Raw genomic sequence first — 14,395 nt, forward strand, 5'->3', positions numbered from 1 at the left:
AGCTTCAGCTCCTTGAAAGGTGATCCGATGCGCCTTTTTTTAAGAATTCGTCTAAATTAAAGTCTTGTTGAATATCTTCTGCGATCAATGTGGCTAGTGCCTGTTTCATTACAAGCTGTCTCATGATCACACCAGGATTAATTCCAGTTAATTTAGATATGCTTTGAATTAACTGTGCTTCATCGTCATTGAGGTTGAGGTTGTAACGGTTATCTCGTTTTTGCTTTTTGAAAGACATATGATTTATCCCTCTTGCTGTTTGTTGTTTTTGCTTTGACTGCCTTTGCCTAGAAAATATGTTTGAGCAATCACACGAGAACGGCTTGAATCTGTTGCATCAACGACTTTGTCAATTTGATCGACTTCATCTTTTGGCAAATAAACAGTGCATGGAACACGACCACCTTCAATTTTTTTTGAACGTGATCTACTTGGAGGTGAAATATTCGTATTCATAGATTATCCTAGCGGTTATAGCGATGTGCTACGATTCACTATAGCATAAATATTTAGTCTTTCAACACTTAAAGGTGATAAATATGTCCGAAAATCATGATGAGCTTTCAGCCGTCATTGCTAAAAGATTTAAAAATGAAATGGAAAAGAATAATTTCAAAGCTAAAACGATAAGTCGTGAAATTGGGGCGCACGAAAATACGCTAGGTAACTATATCCGCAGTGAAAAAGTACCTGATCAATGGGTGTATTTGGCTAACTTACACCAGCAAGGTATTGATATTCGTTATGTTTTATTGGGTATAGATCCAGACTACTCAGGTTTAACGAGTGAAGAAAGTTTACTGTTAAAAGCTTATAGACAGTTGAGTCCAGATGCTCAAGTTGCATTACTTGGTTTAGGGAAGGTGATGGCCAAAGAAACGGAGAAGTAGAATGTACAATCCGTAAAAAGCCCACTTTACAGTGGGCTTTTTTATTTACTCTTCAAAGGTTGTCTGAACAACCTTAAGTTTTTCCTCTATATCAAGAAGCTTATAAATAAGATCTTGGTTGTTATAAATTACATCTTTATCGCCAGTAGATGCTTCTAAAGAATTTCTCCAAACTCGAATAGAACCCATAACCATGTCTAAGCATAATTCAGCATCATTATTTATTTGTTGCATACTCACCCCATTGGCAATTTGATTTAATTGAAATTGCCAGACCGTCACATGCTCATTGTTCCAAATAGGGCTGGTAAGTGTAAGCTCTCCATTAAATTTAGGATAAATAAGATTATTAAGCGATTCTTTTAAAAGATTTATATCGATAAGTTTAACTGAACGATCATTTTTTGATATTTCTTGAAGCAAATCATTAATTTGATCTGGTGAAATTGATAAATATCCTCGTTCAGTATCATGATTAAAGGCTATTTGCGCTCGAACACATGAATCTATCAGCCGAAATAACTGCTGACATAACTGCATGCTCTTTTCGTTCGTGGCTTCTACCCGGTCTGCGATCGGAATGTATGGAACTATACTTTCGTTCAATTTTATTCCCCTAAAAATAATATGGAGAATGTAACTGAGAACATGCAAAACAGTGAGATCGCTTTAAATATTTTTTGAAATAAAAGTGCTTTTTTTCTTTGTTTTGAACGTTTTTCGTATGCAACAAGGTCGTAAATAGGTGTGTGTTCGATGATGTGAGAATTTTGAATATATGCAGATGCACGGGCTTGAATTTGTCTTTTCATGACTAAAATTCCTTTTGGTAAGTTTGAAACCTACCTCCATTCCTTCCACAGAATGGTGGCAGACCGAACAGGGGTGGAAGTACCGTACCAAAAGAAACGGCCAGTCAATGACTGCCCTGCCCGATCTACCATAACAAGTATAGCTGATTAGACATTTTAGACAAAAAAAAGCCGCTTCTGAGCGGATGTTTTCTGCTCTTTTGGTGAGTATTACAGACTTCCACATCTGTACACAGATTTTGCTGTGTAAATACATATTGCTCGATGGTGCGGTGATATGTCAAGATAGTGATGTACTATTTTTTATAAGATATTGATTCTTGAGTAAGTTATGGCTGAGACTTCAAACATAAATATTAAATTAATAGAAAAATTTGATAATTTCAAAACAATTTTTTCAGGACTGAAGGTTAATATTCATCTTTCGGAATTAGAAAAAAAGTATGATTTAGATCTGAAAAAAATTAATAAACGCATCCCAGAAGACGCAAAAGTAATATTTCTATTTTTTGATAAAATTAAAAATGCTATAGACTTGAATATAGAGATAATCTCTCTTACATCTTATGATAATCTTTTTGATAATGTGCATCTTGACAACAATGAGCTGAATGAATTTCTTAAATATTTATCAGTTGAATTTAACAATTTAAACAATACAATTAGTTTATTTCAAAATTCAGCCATTTTATTCACCGAATTAATAGATTCTAACGACTCTACAATTAATTATAATTTCAATATAAATAATCGTATTAGCGAATTATTAAAACAATCTGAGGCATTATTATTTATTTTAGAAAAGATATGTGAAAATTTAAAGAAAATAATATTATTAGTTCACTCTATAAAATATAAATATCAAGATGTTCTAGAAAACATATACATAGAAAGATTCAAAAATGAATCTGAAATCCTTTTCAAAGAATTTAAAATATCTTCAAGCAAAATTTTAAGTGGTTTTGTTCATGAATCTAAAAGAATAAATTCTGAATTTAAGGCAATAGAATCAGAATGTGAAATGTTTAAAAAAACAATAACAGACTTTGAAAATCAAACTGATAGTTTAAAATTAGAATACTCCCATTTTGATAATAGAATAAAAGAAATTACTAATACGAGAACAAATGATATTCAATTTTTACTAGAAGAAAAGTTAAGAGAACTCGAAGGTATTAATAGCACCAAAATTGAGGAAATTGATAATTCATATCAAAATGCAAAATCCAACTTCGCAGATTTCACTAAATTAGTTGAAATGTCTGGAAATCATGTGCTAACCGATAATTATAAAAAAAAATCAGATGAAGAAAAAACTTCATATAATTTCTACAGCTGGGTAACAATGGGTTCGATATTTTTAGCAATTTTAACTACAATTATAATAATAGCATTGCCTATATATGAATTCTGGGAAGTAGTTCCACAACCAGATACGAATTATTTCACGATTTTAGCTAGATTAACTATTTCACTAATGTTCTTTGTCTTAGCAGTCTATGCTTCGAAATTGTCTGCTAAACACTATGAATGCTACCAAGAAAATCATCGTACTTTCTTACAATTGGCTGCACTTGAACCTTTTATGGCACGTATGACACCAGAAGAACAAAAAGAAATACGAAAAAACCTGATCCCTAGTTATTTTAATCAAGCCAATGATGGGAAATATGCAGCAAAAAGCGATGAAGTGGATATGTCAATTGTTTATACGATACTTGATAAAGTTTCGAATTTAGTTCCTGGAAATAAGAAACAATTTAATGATGATAACAATGATAGTGGTACCCAAAAATAATTTTATCTTTTTAAACTTGAAGATGAGTACATTACTATGCAAAATAGTAATGTACTATTTTTTATAAACAATTGACTTTATGAATAATTTAGAAAGAAAAAAGCTCCCTGTATGGCTCATTATCGGGATTATTTTAATACCTTTAATTTTTGCATGGTTTACTTTAAAACAAGGTTATAGCAAAACAGTACGAATCATTAGTTTTTCATGGATGGTTCTTGGTATAGCTGTATTTGCTCTATTACCTACACCTCCGAAACCAGTTGCAGATGATAGCTTCCCTGACCATACAGCCCCTGCGAAATCAGAAAAAAGCGAGGCCCAAAAAACTGCTGAAGCTGACAAAGCAAGATTAGAATTTCAGGATGAAAATAAGAAGCAATTAGAAGCACTACGAAATGAAGATCGTCCACAATTTGAAGTGCCTGGTGTGGACTATACTTCGCCAGTGGCAAAAGTTGATTTGAGTAATGATCAAGAAATTATTGCTGCAGTTGGTTTACCAGAGGTAGAAAAAGAAAAAGGTGCAAACCAAAATGGTGAGCCTATGACAACATATTACTTTAGTGATGATTTGCAGAATGGTTTGGAAATCAGTTTAAGTCGTGAGTTTGTCGATGTCGCTTGGAAATATGATGCTCAAAATCCTAATAAAGCAAATGCAGCATTTGAAGTTGGTCAACAAATTACTCGTGCGTTGCTTGGTGGTAAAGATGGTGCTGCACTATATGAAAATATTTCTAAAGGTGGAAAAATTGATTTTTTGAGTCTGGAGGATGGAACGGAAATCAAAAATGCACGTTGTAGTGCATCTATTTGTCGTTATCAGGTGATGAGATAATGAAAAATTACCCAAGATAAAGAAGTAATAGTTTTGCAAAAGGTTACGCTATGAAATATTTACTACATCCTTATATATTCAATAAAATTGTCTTTTCTGAGAATAGTGAAATTAAGGAAAAATTTGATTTAAAAAAGAAGCTTATAAAATATGAAATAAACCTTCAAGGTTATACTGTGTTGTTTTCTTATTTTGATTTTATCGATCATAAAAAAGATACTTATATTTATCCTAAGACCTCCAACCCAGAATGTATTTTTTGCTTAAAAAAAGAGCCTGCGGTAACATTTAAAACTCGAGCACATGTCATTCCAGAATGCCTTGGTAATAAGTATCTTCTTCAATATGATGAATGTGACCAGTGTAATAAGATTTTTTCTTCTACATTAGAAGATGCGTTAGACAAATATACTGAAATTTTTCGCACATTTAATAGAACTTTAAATAAACAAAATAAAGTTGTAACACATAAATCTATAGATCAATCCTTCACTTATGAATTTAATAAAAACAATGGTACTTATCAAATGTTTGGTGAGAATTTTGAAAATTATGTTAAAGATGATGGAAATGGAAAACTTACAATTGATTTTGAAATAAAAAAACACCGACCGTTAGATGTTTATCGTGCATTTATGAAGATTTTCTATGGATTACTTCCACGAGAACATCACAGAAAATTTACAATGCTGCGCGATTGGATAATGGATAAAAATCCAAATAGCCTTTTTGTAAAACCTTTAACAGTGATGAGAAGTTGGATCCCTGGAATGGATCATAAACCTTTAGCTATTTTTATAATTAACAACAGTAAAAAAGACTGTCTTGAAGTAGAAAAAAACTTCGATTATATGGGCTTAATTTCTATAGGGAATGTTGTATTTGAAATGCCTATCATTTCTGATGATTTTTTCAAATTTGTAAACAAAGATAGGACTCATAAAATTAATTTCAATTTAAAACTTTTTCCCAAACCTAGAACGCCCATCCAAACAAAATTAATTGATTTATCCATTTCAGAAAAAATTACTGATGTATTTAGTGTTGATTGTACATATGAGGTGAGAGAAAAATTACTCAAATAAGATTCAAGCCTGTTAATAGAATGGTATTTGAATCATGAATTTAATCTGTTTAATAGACAAACAAAAAATCACTTCATAGTCAAAAAATATGGAAAATATATGACAACAATTGTACTCGCAAAGTCTTTAGAAATTGGTCGAATTATTACGACTGCCGAAGCAGATCGTGAGCGTGAGCTCGGTCATATCAAGTCACAACACAAATTTGAATGCATAGATGACAATTGTGATGCTCAAATCACTTGTGCGAATTTATTAAAAGAAGTTTCAAAGCGGAAAAAAGAACCCTACTATATTTATGTAGGTGACCACACTGCTGCTTGTAAAGAAAAAGACAAAATTAAAATAATAGAACGTGAACTACAGGAACGCCAAGAATCAAAACCAAGGAGGTATATTTCGGATAAATTTGCTTTTTTAAATTTAGATAAGCCTTCAACTAAAAAAACTGAAACAACTACACGAGGCACATCTGCCTTAACTGACCCTAAATCCAATGGTTCAAGCACTACAAATGGGCAAAGCCAATTTGGTGTAAGACCATCTAAAAAAGCATTGTCGAGTTGGGTTAAACTTTTTAACGATGATACTGATATTTCAGTGATTTATAATGATGAAGAAATCCATATCCGAGATCTATTTGTGAATATGGATGAAGTTACAAATATCGAAGAACTTGAGGAAGAGCCGAGAATATATTATGGAACAGCTTGGGTTAATCCTCAACCTAATGGAATAAAATTTACTTTCAGTCAAAAAGTCCAACTTGATGAATTAATTCAAAAGCCAAGCTTGATGCTATTTTCAAATAAGATTCAAAATGAAGCAGAAAATGGTCGTTTTTCTGAAAAAACGCTAAAACAACTTGCGGAAATGAAAACTAAAAATAATAAACCAAAGCCGATTACAGTCTATATTTTTAGCCAACTCCCTCCTCAGTTAAGTAAAAATGGCAAATTTATTAATTTCTATGCTAAAGAGTTGACCTATGTATATTATGAAAAATAAATCAATGTTTGTAAGGATATGAATTTATATCATTAAATTTGAAATAAGCGTCCTGACTAATAATTGGCGGTTTTGTTTTTGAGTTTTCTGTACAAAATGCTGTTTTAACTGATCAAGTGTGCTGAGTGTTTTGGACAGTGGAATAAAGCTCAATGTTCCACCATGCTTGTGTACTAATGTTTTTACAGAATAGTCAGGCTCTGATGCTAGATCGATTGATATATCCACGCTGACTGGTATGTCGATATACTGATCATTAATATATAGAGCCATATTTTTTAAACTATGTATCTGATATTCCAATGAGTTGTTCAAACTCAGCTAACCAGTCCAAGCGGTTAAACCCACCTTCGCTTGAATTTGGGTAAATACCTGCAATAAAAAAGCCCTGCTCTGTGTCGGACTTTTTAAATGTATGGGCAATGATATTGACGTAATCACAGCGTAAATTTTTTACCTGTTCATAGGCTTCATGTGCGATCGGATGATCTGGAGTGACATTGATCATTTCTTATCTGCCTTAGTCACTTTAATAGAAATAATCAAAGCAAGCATGAAACCAACACCAAATATAAAACCTCGAATAAGCCATTCGAAAAATGCAAACCAATTAATTGAATAGTCAAAAATCATTTTTAAATCCTATAGGCCATTAACAAATTTAAAAAATAAATACACGTTGATAAGCGCTCTTAGCTCGAAAGAAAAAAGTAAAAACTCAGCCATCTTTTTGATCTTCCATGTGTTCATCATTAGCAGCTTTCCGTTCTGCATTGATTTGATCGAGTGTTTGAAGTTGGATAATTGGATTGGGCGTGGCGCTGGCTGAGATTTGATGTGTAATCTCAAAGTTTCCACCTGCAGAAAAACCACAGCAAAAATTACTACACTGCAAGCCCAAAGCACGAAGTAAAGGATGTTGTTGTCGGCTACTGCGGATATACATAGACGATCCGCAGTGTGGGCATTTAAAATTAGGTCTTTTCACGAATCGCCTATACAGAACAAATTTAAATACCATTATAAATAATACGGTGAAATATTTGTTCTTTTTATATATTTTTTATACTATTTGTTTGGTTTTTCTTGTGTAGAAAAATTTCATGCAAAATGTGAAATGTAAGTGCTGTTTTAAGCTACTCGCTAAAATAGGGACATTTGATCATATCGAGATCAAATGTCCACGTTGTAAAACGTTAAATAACTTCCAGAGCACCCCGAGTGCCTTACCTGAACGCCAAAATGAGCGTCACATCGAAACAGGTAAGATCGATGAGCAACACTTCTGTAATACCGCAATACAATCCTAAGGGTCACAGCTTTTCAGGTTGGCTTGGTGGAAAATCTCAACTGGCAAGAACGATCATAGACATCATGCCCGAACATAAAACGTATGTTGAAGTGTTTGGTGGTGCAGGATGGGTACTGTTTAAAAAGACTGAATCGCCTGTTGAAGTGATCAATGACATCAATGACGATTTGATTAACTTATATCGTGTTCTGAAATATCACTTTGATGCGTTTTTGACTGAGTTTGAAAATACATTATTTTCACGAACTGTTTTTAATGAAATGCGTAAAAATGACCGTGGTTTAACTGATATCCAACGTGCTGCCAAGTTCTATTATTTATTACGTTCAGCTTTTGGATGTCAGTTGGATGGCTCATTCAGTTATAGTCGTGACCGTAAAAGCCGTTTGAAACTCGGTGAGGATCTGCGCGCACATCTGCAGTCGATTCACACCCGGTTGCAAAATGTGGTGATTGAAAATGCCAGTTATGACTATGTGCTTAAACGTGTTGATGGTCCTGATACATTATTCTACTTAGATCCACCGTACTGGGACTGTGAAAATGTGTATGGCAAAGGAATTTGGTCGAAACAGGACTTTTATGATTTGAAAGATTACCTGGACAAAATACAAGGTAAATTTATTCTCAGTTTGAACGATACCCCTGAAGTTCGGGAGCTGTTTCAAGATTATAAAATCCAACATAAGAAGATCCGTTGGTCTGTAAATAATAAAGCAGCGCATGAAGAACATAATGGGAATGAGTTGATTATTACCAATTTTTGATTTAAATCTGATTTAAACTAATCCCTCAATATGAGGGATTTTTTATGGCTGAAGAAAATTTAAAAAATGGTTGGGTACGTGTAAGGCAGAGTGATTCAAGAATGAATGATTTACCCTGCTTAAAAGATAATAAAGATAAGATTGTCAAAGTATTTGGTTGGGATGGTATTGAGCTTCGCCATAATGCTGAAGCTCGCAGCGTTTTTTACAATGGTCAGTATTGGTACTATTAAAGGTTAGCTTGTCGTATTCTTTTCAGCTTGCATGGCTTTAAATTCTCTCGCTGCTGCAGTCGTTGCTGTCTGTTTGTTTTTATACAAATAGGTTAAACGCTTTGGTGTAGTTTGATCGCCCTGTGTGACCTTACCTGTGTTTTTTCCGTCTTTATAATACGCCAAAATCCCTGTGTAACTGCCTGAGTCGTCGTCCACCAGTTCGGATAAATCATCTGAATCGGGTAAATAGACTTCAATTTCAACGTCCGTCACAAAACCATTGTCTGCAGATAATGTATGTACAACACGAGAACCGAGCCAAATAATATCGTCTATTTCTGACTTTAAGCCCATAAACTGTACCTGCATTTCAGGAATGAGGTCAGGTTTACCGTAGGCTAGTTTATAACTGAATGTTGCCGACTTAGATTTAATCCGATTGAACTCTGACTGTGCCACACGTTTAGCGGATTTTTCATCTCGTTGAATATTGCGAAGTTCACGGGTGTTTTCGTCTGACATACCGACTGTAACTTTTTGGCGTTCGGCTTTGTCATTATCATAATAAAAAACCGTGACACCACTGACTTCGTCTGCACCGTCCGTGTCTGACCAACGATGTGAGTCGCCCATATTACGTGTGATAAAAAATGTGGGCAGATCTAAGCCTGAAATGGTTTTACTTTCACCTTTTGGCATAAATAATAAATAGCCGTTTTTTACGGTCGCCATCGCATCATGCTCGTCTGCTATACGTGTGATGAGGTTGGCATCTGATTCGTTTTGGTCAATATGTGCCAGTGTGATCTGCCCCAAGCTGTCATGAATAATGGCTTTGAGGTTTTGCTCACTGGCAATGGTATTGATAATATCTGCAATGGTTTTGTTGTCAAAACTGCGCTCTTTTTTCTTTTTAAATGTGGCTTTTAGGTCTGCAGCTGCGCCTCGAATAGTAAGAACGTCGGGCACACCTGAGTGCTCTCTCTCTTTGATGGCGTACTTGCCTTTGTAGACCAAGCCTTCATTGCTCCAACCAATCCATATTTCCATATCCGCACCTTTTGGCGGAATACCCAGTGAACCATCGTGATCGGAAAGTTCTATCTCAACTGTGTCTGCTTCGATACCACGATTGTCCGTAATAGTTAGGCGCATTAAACGTGTTTGAACCAGACCGCCGATGTCTACTCCATTGACCACGATTTTATAAAAAGCATGAGGGTAACTGGCATCAAGTTTGTTGCTGATAAAGTTAATGGCAGTAGTAGCCATACCAAGCAGTGACATTTAAAGAATACTCCCCACTATTGATCCCAATACGTTGCCAATGAGTACACCTGCGGTTTGTGTTTTCTTTAATGTTAGGCTGAATTCCACCAGCCGTGGTTTACCATTTTTAAAGAAATAGGTTTGTGTTTCATTTAGCGATTCAATCACCCATAAGCCATAAATCTTGCCACTCCCTGAGATAAGCGGAAATGATTTTCCTGTGTCTGCCATCAATCGCATTGCCGTCAATGACATGGGTGAACCAAACTCGGGTACGATTGAACCTTCAAGTGTAATACTGTCTTCACCTTTGCCTGCATACTGATATGCAGGCATGTCACCAACACGGTTATTGCTGACATGATTCCAAGTATTGCTACGTTGTAGGCTTTGGTAAGTGGCGGTTGGTATCGAAAATACGAACATGCCATAAATCATCATCATTTTTATTATTCCTGGTCTTTAAAACTGCTACGCACTCGTGCCATTTTTTCGCGTTCACGTTTGTTAAGCACGTTTTCGATCATGTTTTGAATCTGTTGAATGTTTTGTCCCGGTGTTGTGTTGATTTGGATGGTGATGGTGTCGCCTTGGATCGTCATACCACCACCTATACTGGTCGTTGCTAATCGTGGGGAAGTTTGGATTTTATCCAATGCAGGTACGACATTGATCTTTTGCAATAGTTCAGAGTTAGGATTAAATACGCTGATTACTTCTGCAAACTTGGCTTTGAGATTTGGAAAGGCTTTTTCTATACCACCATGTAAACCCGACATGATATGTCCACCAAGCCCAGCCATGACACGTGACGGACTATGGATATCCATCGTCTTTTTCATAAAGTCTGGCATCCAACTATTGATGGTTGCCCATAAAGATTTGAGCTTTTCAAAGCCTGCTTGAATCCCTTTCACCAAACCGTCAATGATCATGCTACCGAAGCTTGTGAATTTGGCAGGTAGTTCAATGCCAAACCATGACAAGACTTTAGCGAAAGCAGCATAAAATAACCCAAATGGTGACCAGTTTATGATTAATGCACTCATGCCTGTGATTCCACCTGAAAATGCCGTTTTCACCTCTGTCATTCGTGAACTAAACCACTGGCCAATCGGTGCAAAAATGGTTGAAATATGTGTCCATAATCCACCAAAAAAGGCTTTGATTGGTTCCCAGTTGGCAATGATCATGCGTGGTATGCCAATAAAGGGCATTAAAAAGTTCAAAATTGGATTATCTGCAAAGGTTTGATCAATACTTTGAAGAATACCTTTGATAAACGACACGCCAGCATTAAATGCAGTTTTAATACCGCTCCATAAGTTGATAAAGAATGCCTTTATCGGTGTCCAGTTCTTATAAATAAGATAGGCTGCAACAGCGATGGCGGTGATTGCTAAGCCGATCGGGTTCATGAGTAATGCACGGCCTAAAAATAAAAATACTCGACCGATACCCATTAAGGCTGACTTTAAAATATTGAGTACGACTGGAGCTGCTGCAAACACCCGTGAAAATAAACCTGCAGCTGTTGAAGTCGAAGCTAAAATGAGCCGTAGACTGAGCATGCCTAAAATTAAAGGTGAGAAAACAGCTAAAGCACCACCAATGGCCACAAGGCTTACAGCAATGAATACCAGTCCTGCACCCAGTGCTTTTGCTAAAGTTGGATTTCTCTCCATCCACCCTGTGAAATTTGCTAGTGCAGATGTTGCAACTTCAATGGCTTTTGTATAAATCGGTAAGATGGTTTGGCCAAAGCGTAAATAAGCATCATGCAGTTTGGCTTTGGCTTCCAGTTCCTTACCTGTCGTTGTGTCTTTACCTTGCGCATATAACTGGTCAATGTTATTTGCACCTTCATTTAGCTTGGCATTTTTATGAATTTGATCTCTTTGTTGATACATCTGTGCAAATAAGTTTGATGCTGTACGATTTGAGAAAATACTCCCGATCGCATCGACCACATCTCCCTCTTTAGTGATGCCTTTAGCATTTAGTGCAGGCACAAGAACTTGTTCCATCCAAGCGAATTGATCTTTCTTGAAAAGGTCTGCGCCCTTGATTGCCCCAATGTCTAAATATGACAAATCACCTGTTTTGTTGTGTTTGACTTTAGACGGATCTCCAATCAAGCCAAATTTGTCCAAATTACCCATCGCACGTTGAGTTGTACGACCTTGATATAAGTTTTGGTACGCCGACATCATAGCCGTACCAACACGGAATCCACCCATTTCTTGTACCAGTGGTTCCATCTTGTAATAAAAAGCTTTGTTATCTATGCCTTTTGCAGCAATACCACCTGTTTTAATGACATTCAGCCATTCTTCACCTTGGACACGTCCACCTGTTGCGGTAATCACTTGTTGAATAATATTGGCTTGATCATTGAAGGCTTTTTCACTTTTTAAGCCACCACGTAATTCAATGACTTTAAGCATGTCCATGAATTTTTTTTCATTTTCAGCCCCACCTTCACTACCAAACATGGCTTCATTTGCAAATTTCATTTTTGCCAATGTTGGTGCAACCATCTCCGCATGGTGCACATCACCAAAAGCAGTAATCCCATCACGAACTAAAGTTAAGTTTTCTAAGGTTGAAGTCCCATAAGTTTTCATTGCTTTAGCATACAAAATGGCTTCTTCAGTCGCTTTTTTACCTAACCCGAGGGATGCAATGCGATGCTCCTCAACATCTGTACGTTTGGATTCTTCAATTGGTTTACGCATGGTATATAGCGCGCCTGCACCTGTCATCGCTGCACCCATGCCATAACCAGCAGTTGCTCTTAACCGACCTGCATGACGTTCATAATTCTGTTGCATCTGTGTCATACGTTGTAAGCGTTGTTCTTGCTCACGCATAGACTGATTCGCTCGATTTAAATCATTTCGCAGACGTTGCTGATGCTCCGACAGCCGATTTGTAGATAAACCTGCATTATTCATTTCTGTACGCATTCGCTGAAGTTCTATGCGATTGCGTTCGTACTCTTGTTTAAGTTTTTTAGCTTTTTTAACAGATTTTTCGAAGTCACGTGTTAAGTCTGCAGACGGATTGGTTTTCATCTGCTGTCGAAGGCTTTTAATATGGTTCTGTAAATCTTGTAAGGCTTTGCCTTGATCTTGAACGGCTTTTTTTTGTTTTTGGTAACCGTCTATTTTCTTTTGTTGTTCGTTGAGCTTTCGAATCTCGTCACGTGTTTTTTTTAACGCCTTGGTAGCAGCATTACTACTACCAAGGATCGCTCTAAGTGCAGGACTTAATGTATTGTTCTTTGAGCCAAAAATGACTTCTAATCTTAATTGTTTCATTCGGCATCTGACCCATTTCGTTCAATGGCTTTTTGATGCCATTCCATCAATTCACTGAGTGACATACCTTCATAGGCTTGCGGTGACCAGTGAAACACCACCGCAATATTTGCCATGGCATCTTCTACTGTTGGAGTGCAATTTCCGCACGTACTGATTTCGGTTGCAAAAAAGTGATAATTGCACCACCCATTTGAATGATGTCAACTGGATCTATAAGTGTATCGAGCTGTTGTTTGGTCAATGTTGGATTCGTTGTACACAAAGGCAATAAGGTACAAATGGAGTTGACATCACCATTTAAAATGTCGGCAATTCGGACTTTTCGCAGTGCAATAACTGATGGTTTACGGACTTCGACTGACTTAATTTCTTGCCCACCAATTTTAATAGGTGAATCTAAATCCACGATTTCCACATCTTGCTGAATTGCTTGTAAGTTTTCGATTTGTTCTTGAGTTTGCATGGCAAATTCCATAAATATAAAAGTTGATGTAAAAAAACCTTCTGCAGCACTGGACTACAGAAGGGTAGGAAAACTAGATACCAATGTTTTGGCGATGTTTTTCATACATATCGACACCATCGACTTTGAATACAATGCCTGGAATATCGATTTCAATCATGGCTTTGCCATCGATTGATAATTTGTAATATGACAAGACCGTTTTAATCGAAAGTTCAGTATCATCACCGGGTTTTGAATTACCAAAATCAATTTCTTCATGACGGCCACGTACAACCATTTCGAGTGCCGTAGTTTCTCCGGTGTCGTCACGCTGATAGGATCCAGCGAAACGTAAACCAATTGCTCCAACAGTTGCAGCACCGTATTGCCCGATCACCAATGGGTCTATACCACCAAGTTTCCAAGCAAATTCGATCATGTCATCTGACATGCCTGCATCCCACTTGATACTGCCGTCCATCCCACCGCCACGCCAAGCCTCCAACTTACGTCCGAGTTTTGGCAAAGTGACTTCACCTGTTTGGCCAAGGTATGAATTACCTTCATTAAACAGATTCATCATTTTTAATTTTTTAGGTAAAGCCATGTCATTTTATCCTTTTTTAT

General features: G+C 36.3%; 20 protein-coding genes. 8 read left to right on the top strand and 12 right to left on the bottom strand.

The genetic code is table 11. From position 1 onward, the window contains the following. Positions 1-4: 4 nt before the first annotated feature. Both F981_RS17760 and F981_RS17765 read right to left on the bottom strand, forming a co-directional pair. Positions 5-238, bottom strand: coding sequence for a hypothetical protein (locus F981_RS17760; RefSeq protein WP_004723864.1), 234 nt, complete (start codon positions 236-238; stop codon positions 5-7). A gap of 5 nt (positions 239-243) precedes the next feature. Beyond that, a complete protein-coding gene (locus F981_RS17765) occupies positions 244-456 on the bottom strand; it encodes a ribbon-helix-helix domain-containing protein (RefSeq protein ID WP_004723867.1) in 213 nt (70 codons plus the stop codon). Positions 457-539: 83 nt separating this feature from the next. Between F981_RS17765 and F981_RS17770 the strand changes: the two genes are divergently transcribed. Further along, positions 540-890: a hypothetical protein gene (locus F981_RS17770; protein WP_004723870.1), complete on the top strand. Its 351-nt coding sequence runs from the start codon at positions 540-542 to the stop codon at positions 888-890. A gap of 45 nt (positions 891-935) precedes the next feature. Here the strand turns inward: F981_RS17770 and F981_RS17775 are convergent, their stop codons facing one another. Both F981_RS17775 and F981_RS17780 read right to left on the bottom strand, forming a co-directional pair. Next, positions 936-1,496: a hypothetical protein gene (locus F981_RS17775; protein ID WP_004723871.1), complete on the bottom strand. Its 561-nt coding sequence runs from the start codon at positions 1,494-1,496 to the stop codon at positions 936-938. 2 nt (positions 1,497-1,498) lie between these two features. Next, positions 1,499-1,702 (bottom strand): hypothetical protein, encoded by a 204-nt coding sequence (locus F981_RS17780; RefSeq protein ID WP_004723873.1) that lies wholly within the window; start codon positions 1,700-1,702, stop codon positions 1,499-1,501. Positions 1,703-2,033: 331 nt separating this feature from the next. Here F981_RS17780 and F981_RS17785 point away from each other — a divergent pair, with 331 nt between their 5' ends. The 4 genes from F981_RS17785 to F981_RS17800 all read left to right on the top strand — a co-directional run bounded on the left by F981_RS17785 (position 2,034) and on the right by F981_RS17800 (position 6,434). Continuing rightward, positions 2,034-3,500: a hypothetical protein gene (locus tag F981_RS17785; protein WP_004723875.1), complete on the top strand. Its 1,467-nt coding sequence runs from the start codon at positions 2,034-2,036 to the stop codon at positions 3,498-3,500. A 79-nt stretch (positions 3,501-3,579) separates the two neighbouring features. Then, positions 3,580-4,341: a hypothetical protein gene (locus tag F981_RS17790; RefSeq protein ID WP_004723877.1), complete on the top strand. Its 762-nt coding sequence runs from the start codon at positions 3,580-3,582 to the stop codon at positions 4,339-4,341. Positions 4,342-4,391: 50 nt separating this feature from the next. Next, the gene (locus F981_RS17795; protein WP_004723878.1) at positions 4,392-5,426 is read left to right on the top strand and encodes an HNH endonuclease; all 1,035 of its coding nucleotides are present in this window, start codon (positions 4,392-4,394) and stop codon (positions 5,424-5,426) included. A gap of 99 nt (positions 5,427-5,525) precedes the next feature. Continuing rightward, positions 5,526-6,434 (top strand): hypothetical protein, encoded by a 909-nt coding sequence (locus tag F981_RS17800; RefSeq protein WP_004723880.1) that lies wholly within the window; start codon positions 5,526-5,528, stop codon positions 6,432-6,434. A 283-nt stretch (positions 6,435-6,717) separates the two neighbouring features. On the opposite strand, the gene F981_RS17810 is transcribed toward F981_RS17800, so the two are convergent. Then, positions 6,718-6,942, bottom strand: coding sequence for a hypothetical protein (locus F981_RS17810; RefSeq protein WP_004723883.1), 225 nt, complete (start codon positions 6,940-6,942; stop codon positions 6,718-6,720). Between the two features lie 210 nt (positions 6,943-7,152). Continuing rightward, positions 7,153-7,455, bottom strand: coding sequence for an Ogr/Delta-like zinc finger protein (locus F981_RS17815; RefSeq protein ID WP_081401078.1), 303 nt, complete (start codon positions 7,453-7,455; stop codon positions 7,153-7,155). An 82-nt stretch (positions 7,456-7,537) separates the two neighbouring features. Here F981_RS17815 and F981_RS23415 point away from each other — a divergent pair, with 82 nt between their 5' ends. From F981_RS23415 to F981_RS17825, 3 genes are read left to right on the top strand one after another with little or no spacing between them, the layout of a single operon-like run. Next, a complete protein-coding gene (locus tag F981_RS23415) occupies positions 7,538-7,744 on the top strand; it encodes a Com family DNA-binding transcriptional regulator (RefSeq protein ID WP_016539462.1) in 207 nt (68 codons plus the stop codon). Then, entirely contained in the window at positions 7,707-8,513 is an 807-nt protein-coding gene (locus F981_RS17820; RefSeq protein ID WP_004723889.1) for a DNA adenine methylase, read from the top strand. The genes F981_RS23415 and F981_RS17820 overlap by 38 nt, the downstream gene beginning before the upstream one ends. Before the next feature lie 44 nt (positions 8,514-8,557). Next, positions 8,558-8,746, top strand: a complete 189-nt coding sequence (locus tag F981_RS17825; protein WP_004723892.1) for a hypothetical protein — start codon at positions 8,558-8,560, stop codon at positions 8,744-8,746. A 3-nt stretch (positions 8,747-8,749) separates the two neighbouring features. Here the strand turns inward: F981_RS17825 and F981_RS17830 are convergent, their stop codons facing one another. The 6 genes from F981_RS17830 to F981_RS17855 all read right to left on the bottom strand — a co-directional run bounded on the left by F981_RS17830 (position 8,750) and on the right by F981_RS17855 (position 14,375). After that, on the bottom strand, positions 8,750-10,015 hold the full coding sequence (locus tag F981_RS17830) for a contractile injection system protein, VgrG/Pvc8 family (RefSeq protein ID WP_004723894.1): 1,266 nt from the start codon (positions 10,013-10,015) through the stop codon (positions 8,750-8,752). Next, complete coding sequence (locus F981_RS17835) at positions 10,016-10,441, bottom strand: phage tail protein (protein ID WP_004723895.1); 426 nt, start codon at positions 10,439-10,441, stop codon at positions 10,016-10,018. Positions 10,442-10,446: 5 nt separating this feature from the next. Beyond that, positions 10,447-13,320, bottom strand: a complete 2,874-nt coding sequence (locus tag F981_RS17840; RefSeq protein WP_004723896.1) for a phage tail tape measure protein — start codon at positions 13,318-13,320, stop codon at positions 10,447-10,449. Further along, positions 13,317-13,436, bottom strand: coding sequence for a GpE family phage tail protein (locus F981_RS23420; protein WP_004723897.1), 120 nt, complete (start codon positions 13,434-13,436; stop codon positions 13,317-13,319). The genes F981_RS17840 and F981_RS23420 overlap by 4 nt, the downstream gene beginning before the upstream one ends. Positions 13,437-13,444: 8 nt before the next feature. Further along, the gene (locus tag F981_RS17850; RefSeq protein WP_004723898.1) at positions 13,445-13,786 is read right to left on the bottom strand and encodes a phage tail assembly protein; all 342 of its coding nucleotides are present in this window, start codon (positions 13,784-13,786) and stop codon (positions 13,445-13,447) included. A 73-nt stretch (positions 13,787-13,859) separates the two neighbouring features. After that, positions 13,860-14,375, bottom strand: coding sequence for a phage major tail tube protein (locus F981_RS17855; protein ID WP_004723900.1), 516 nt, complete (start codon positions 14,373-14,375; stop codon positions 13,860-13,862). Positions 14,376-14,395: the final 20 nt, after the last annotated feature.

The sequence above is a fragment of the Acinetobacter guillouiae CIP 63.46 genome (genome assembly GCF_000368145.1).
GTDB lineage: Bacteria > Pseudomonadota > Gammaproteobacteria > Pseudomonadales > Moraxellaceae > Acinetobacter > Acinetobacter guillouiae.

Excerpts from the sequence above, each read along its gene's own strand:
- F981_RS17760 (WP_004723864.1), bottom strand. The coding sequence starts at position 238 with ATGTCTTTCAAAAAGCAAAAACGAGATAACCGTTACAACCTCAACCTC.
- F981_RS17765 (WP_004723867.1), bottom strand. The coding sequence starts at position 456 with ATGAATACGAATATTTCACCTCCAAGTAGATCACGTTCAAAAAAAATT.
- F981_RS17770 (WP_004723870.1), top strand. The coding sequence starts at position 540 with ATGTCCGAAAATCATGATGAGCTTTCAGCCGTCATTGCTAAAAGATTT.
- F981_RS17780 (WP_004723873.1), bottom strand. The coding sequence starts at position 1,702 with ATGAAAAGACAAATTCAAGCCCGTGCATCTGCATATATTCAAAATTCT.
- F981_RS17785 (WP_004723875.1), top strand. The coding sequence starts at position 2,034 with ATGGCTGAGACTTCAAACATAAATATTAAATTAATAGAAAAATTTGAT.
- F981_RS17790 (WP_004723877.1), top strand. The coding sequence starts at position 3,580 with ATGAATAATTTAGAAAGAAAAAAGCTCCCTGTATGGCTCATTATCGGG.
- F981_RS17795 (WP_004723878.1), top strand. The coding sequence starts at position 4,392 with ATGAAATATTTACTACATCCTTATATATTCAATAAAATTGTCTTTTCT.
- F981_RS17800 (WP_004723880.1), top strand. The coding sequence starts at position 5,526 with ATGACAACAATTGTACTCGCAAAGTCTTTAGAAATTGGTCGAATTATT.
- F981_RS17810 (WP_004723883.1), bottom strand. The coding sequence starts at position 6,942 with ATGATCAATGTCACTCCAGATCATCCGATCGCACATGAAGCCTATGAA.
- F981_RS17815 (WP_081401078.1), bottom strand. The coding sequence starts at position 7,455 with ATGGTATTTAAATTTGTTCTGTATAGGCGATTCGTGAAAAGACCTAAT.
- F981_RS23415 (WP_016539462.1), top strand. The coding sequence starts at position 7,538 with ATGCAAAATGTGAAATGTAAGTGCTGTTTTAAGCTACTCGCTAAAATA.
- F981_RS17820 (WP_004723889.1), top strand. The coding sequence starts at position 7,707 with ATGAGCAACACTTCTGTAATACCGCAATACAATCCTAAGGGTCACAGC.
- F981_RS17825 (WP_004723892.1), top strand. The coding sequence starts at position 8,558 with ATGGCTGAAGAAAATTTAAAAAATGGTTGGGTACGTGTAAGGCAGAGT.
- F981_RS17830 (WP_004723894.1), bottom strand. The coding sequence starts at position 10,015 with ATGTCACTGCTTGGTATGGCTACTACTGCCATTAACTTTATCAGCAAC.
- F981_RS17835 (WP_004723895.1), bottom strand. The coding sequence starts at position 10,441 with ATGATGATGATTTATGGCATGTTCGTATTTTCGATACCAACCGCCACT.
- F981_RS17840 (WP_004723896.1), bottom strand. The coding sequence starts at position 13,320 with ATGAAACAATTAAGATTAGAAGTCATTTTTGGCTCAAAGAACAATACA.
- F981_RS23420 (WP_004723897.1), bottom strand. The coding sequence starts at position 13,436 with ATGGCAAATATTGCGGTGGTGTTTCACTGGTCACCGCAAGCCTATGAA.
- F981_RS17850 (WP_004723898.1), bottom strand. The coding sequence starts at position 13,786 with ATGCAAACTCAAGAACAAATCGAAAACTTACAAGCAATTCAGCAAGAT.
- F981_RS17855 (WP_004723900.1), bottom strand. The coding sequence starts at position 14,375 with ATGGCTTTACCTAAAAAATTAAAAATGATGAATCTGTTTAATGAAGGT.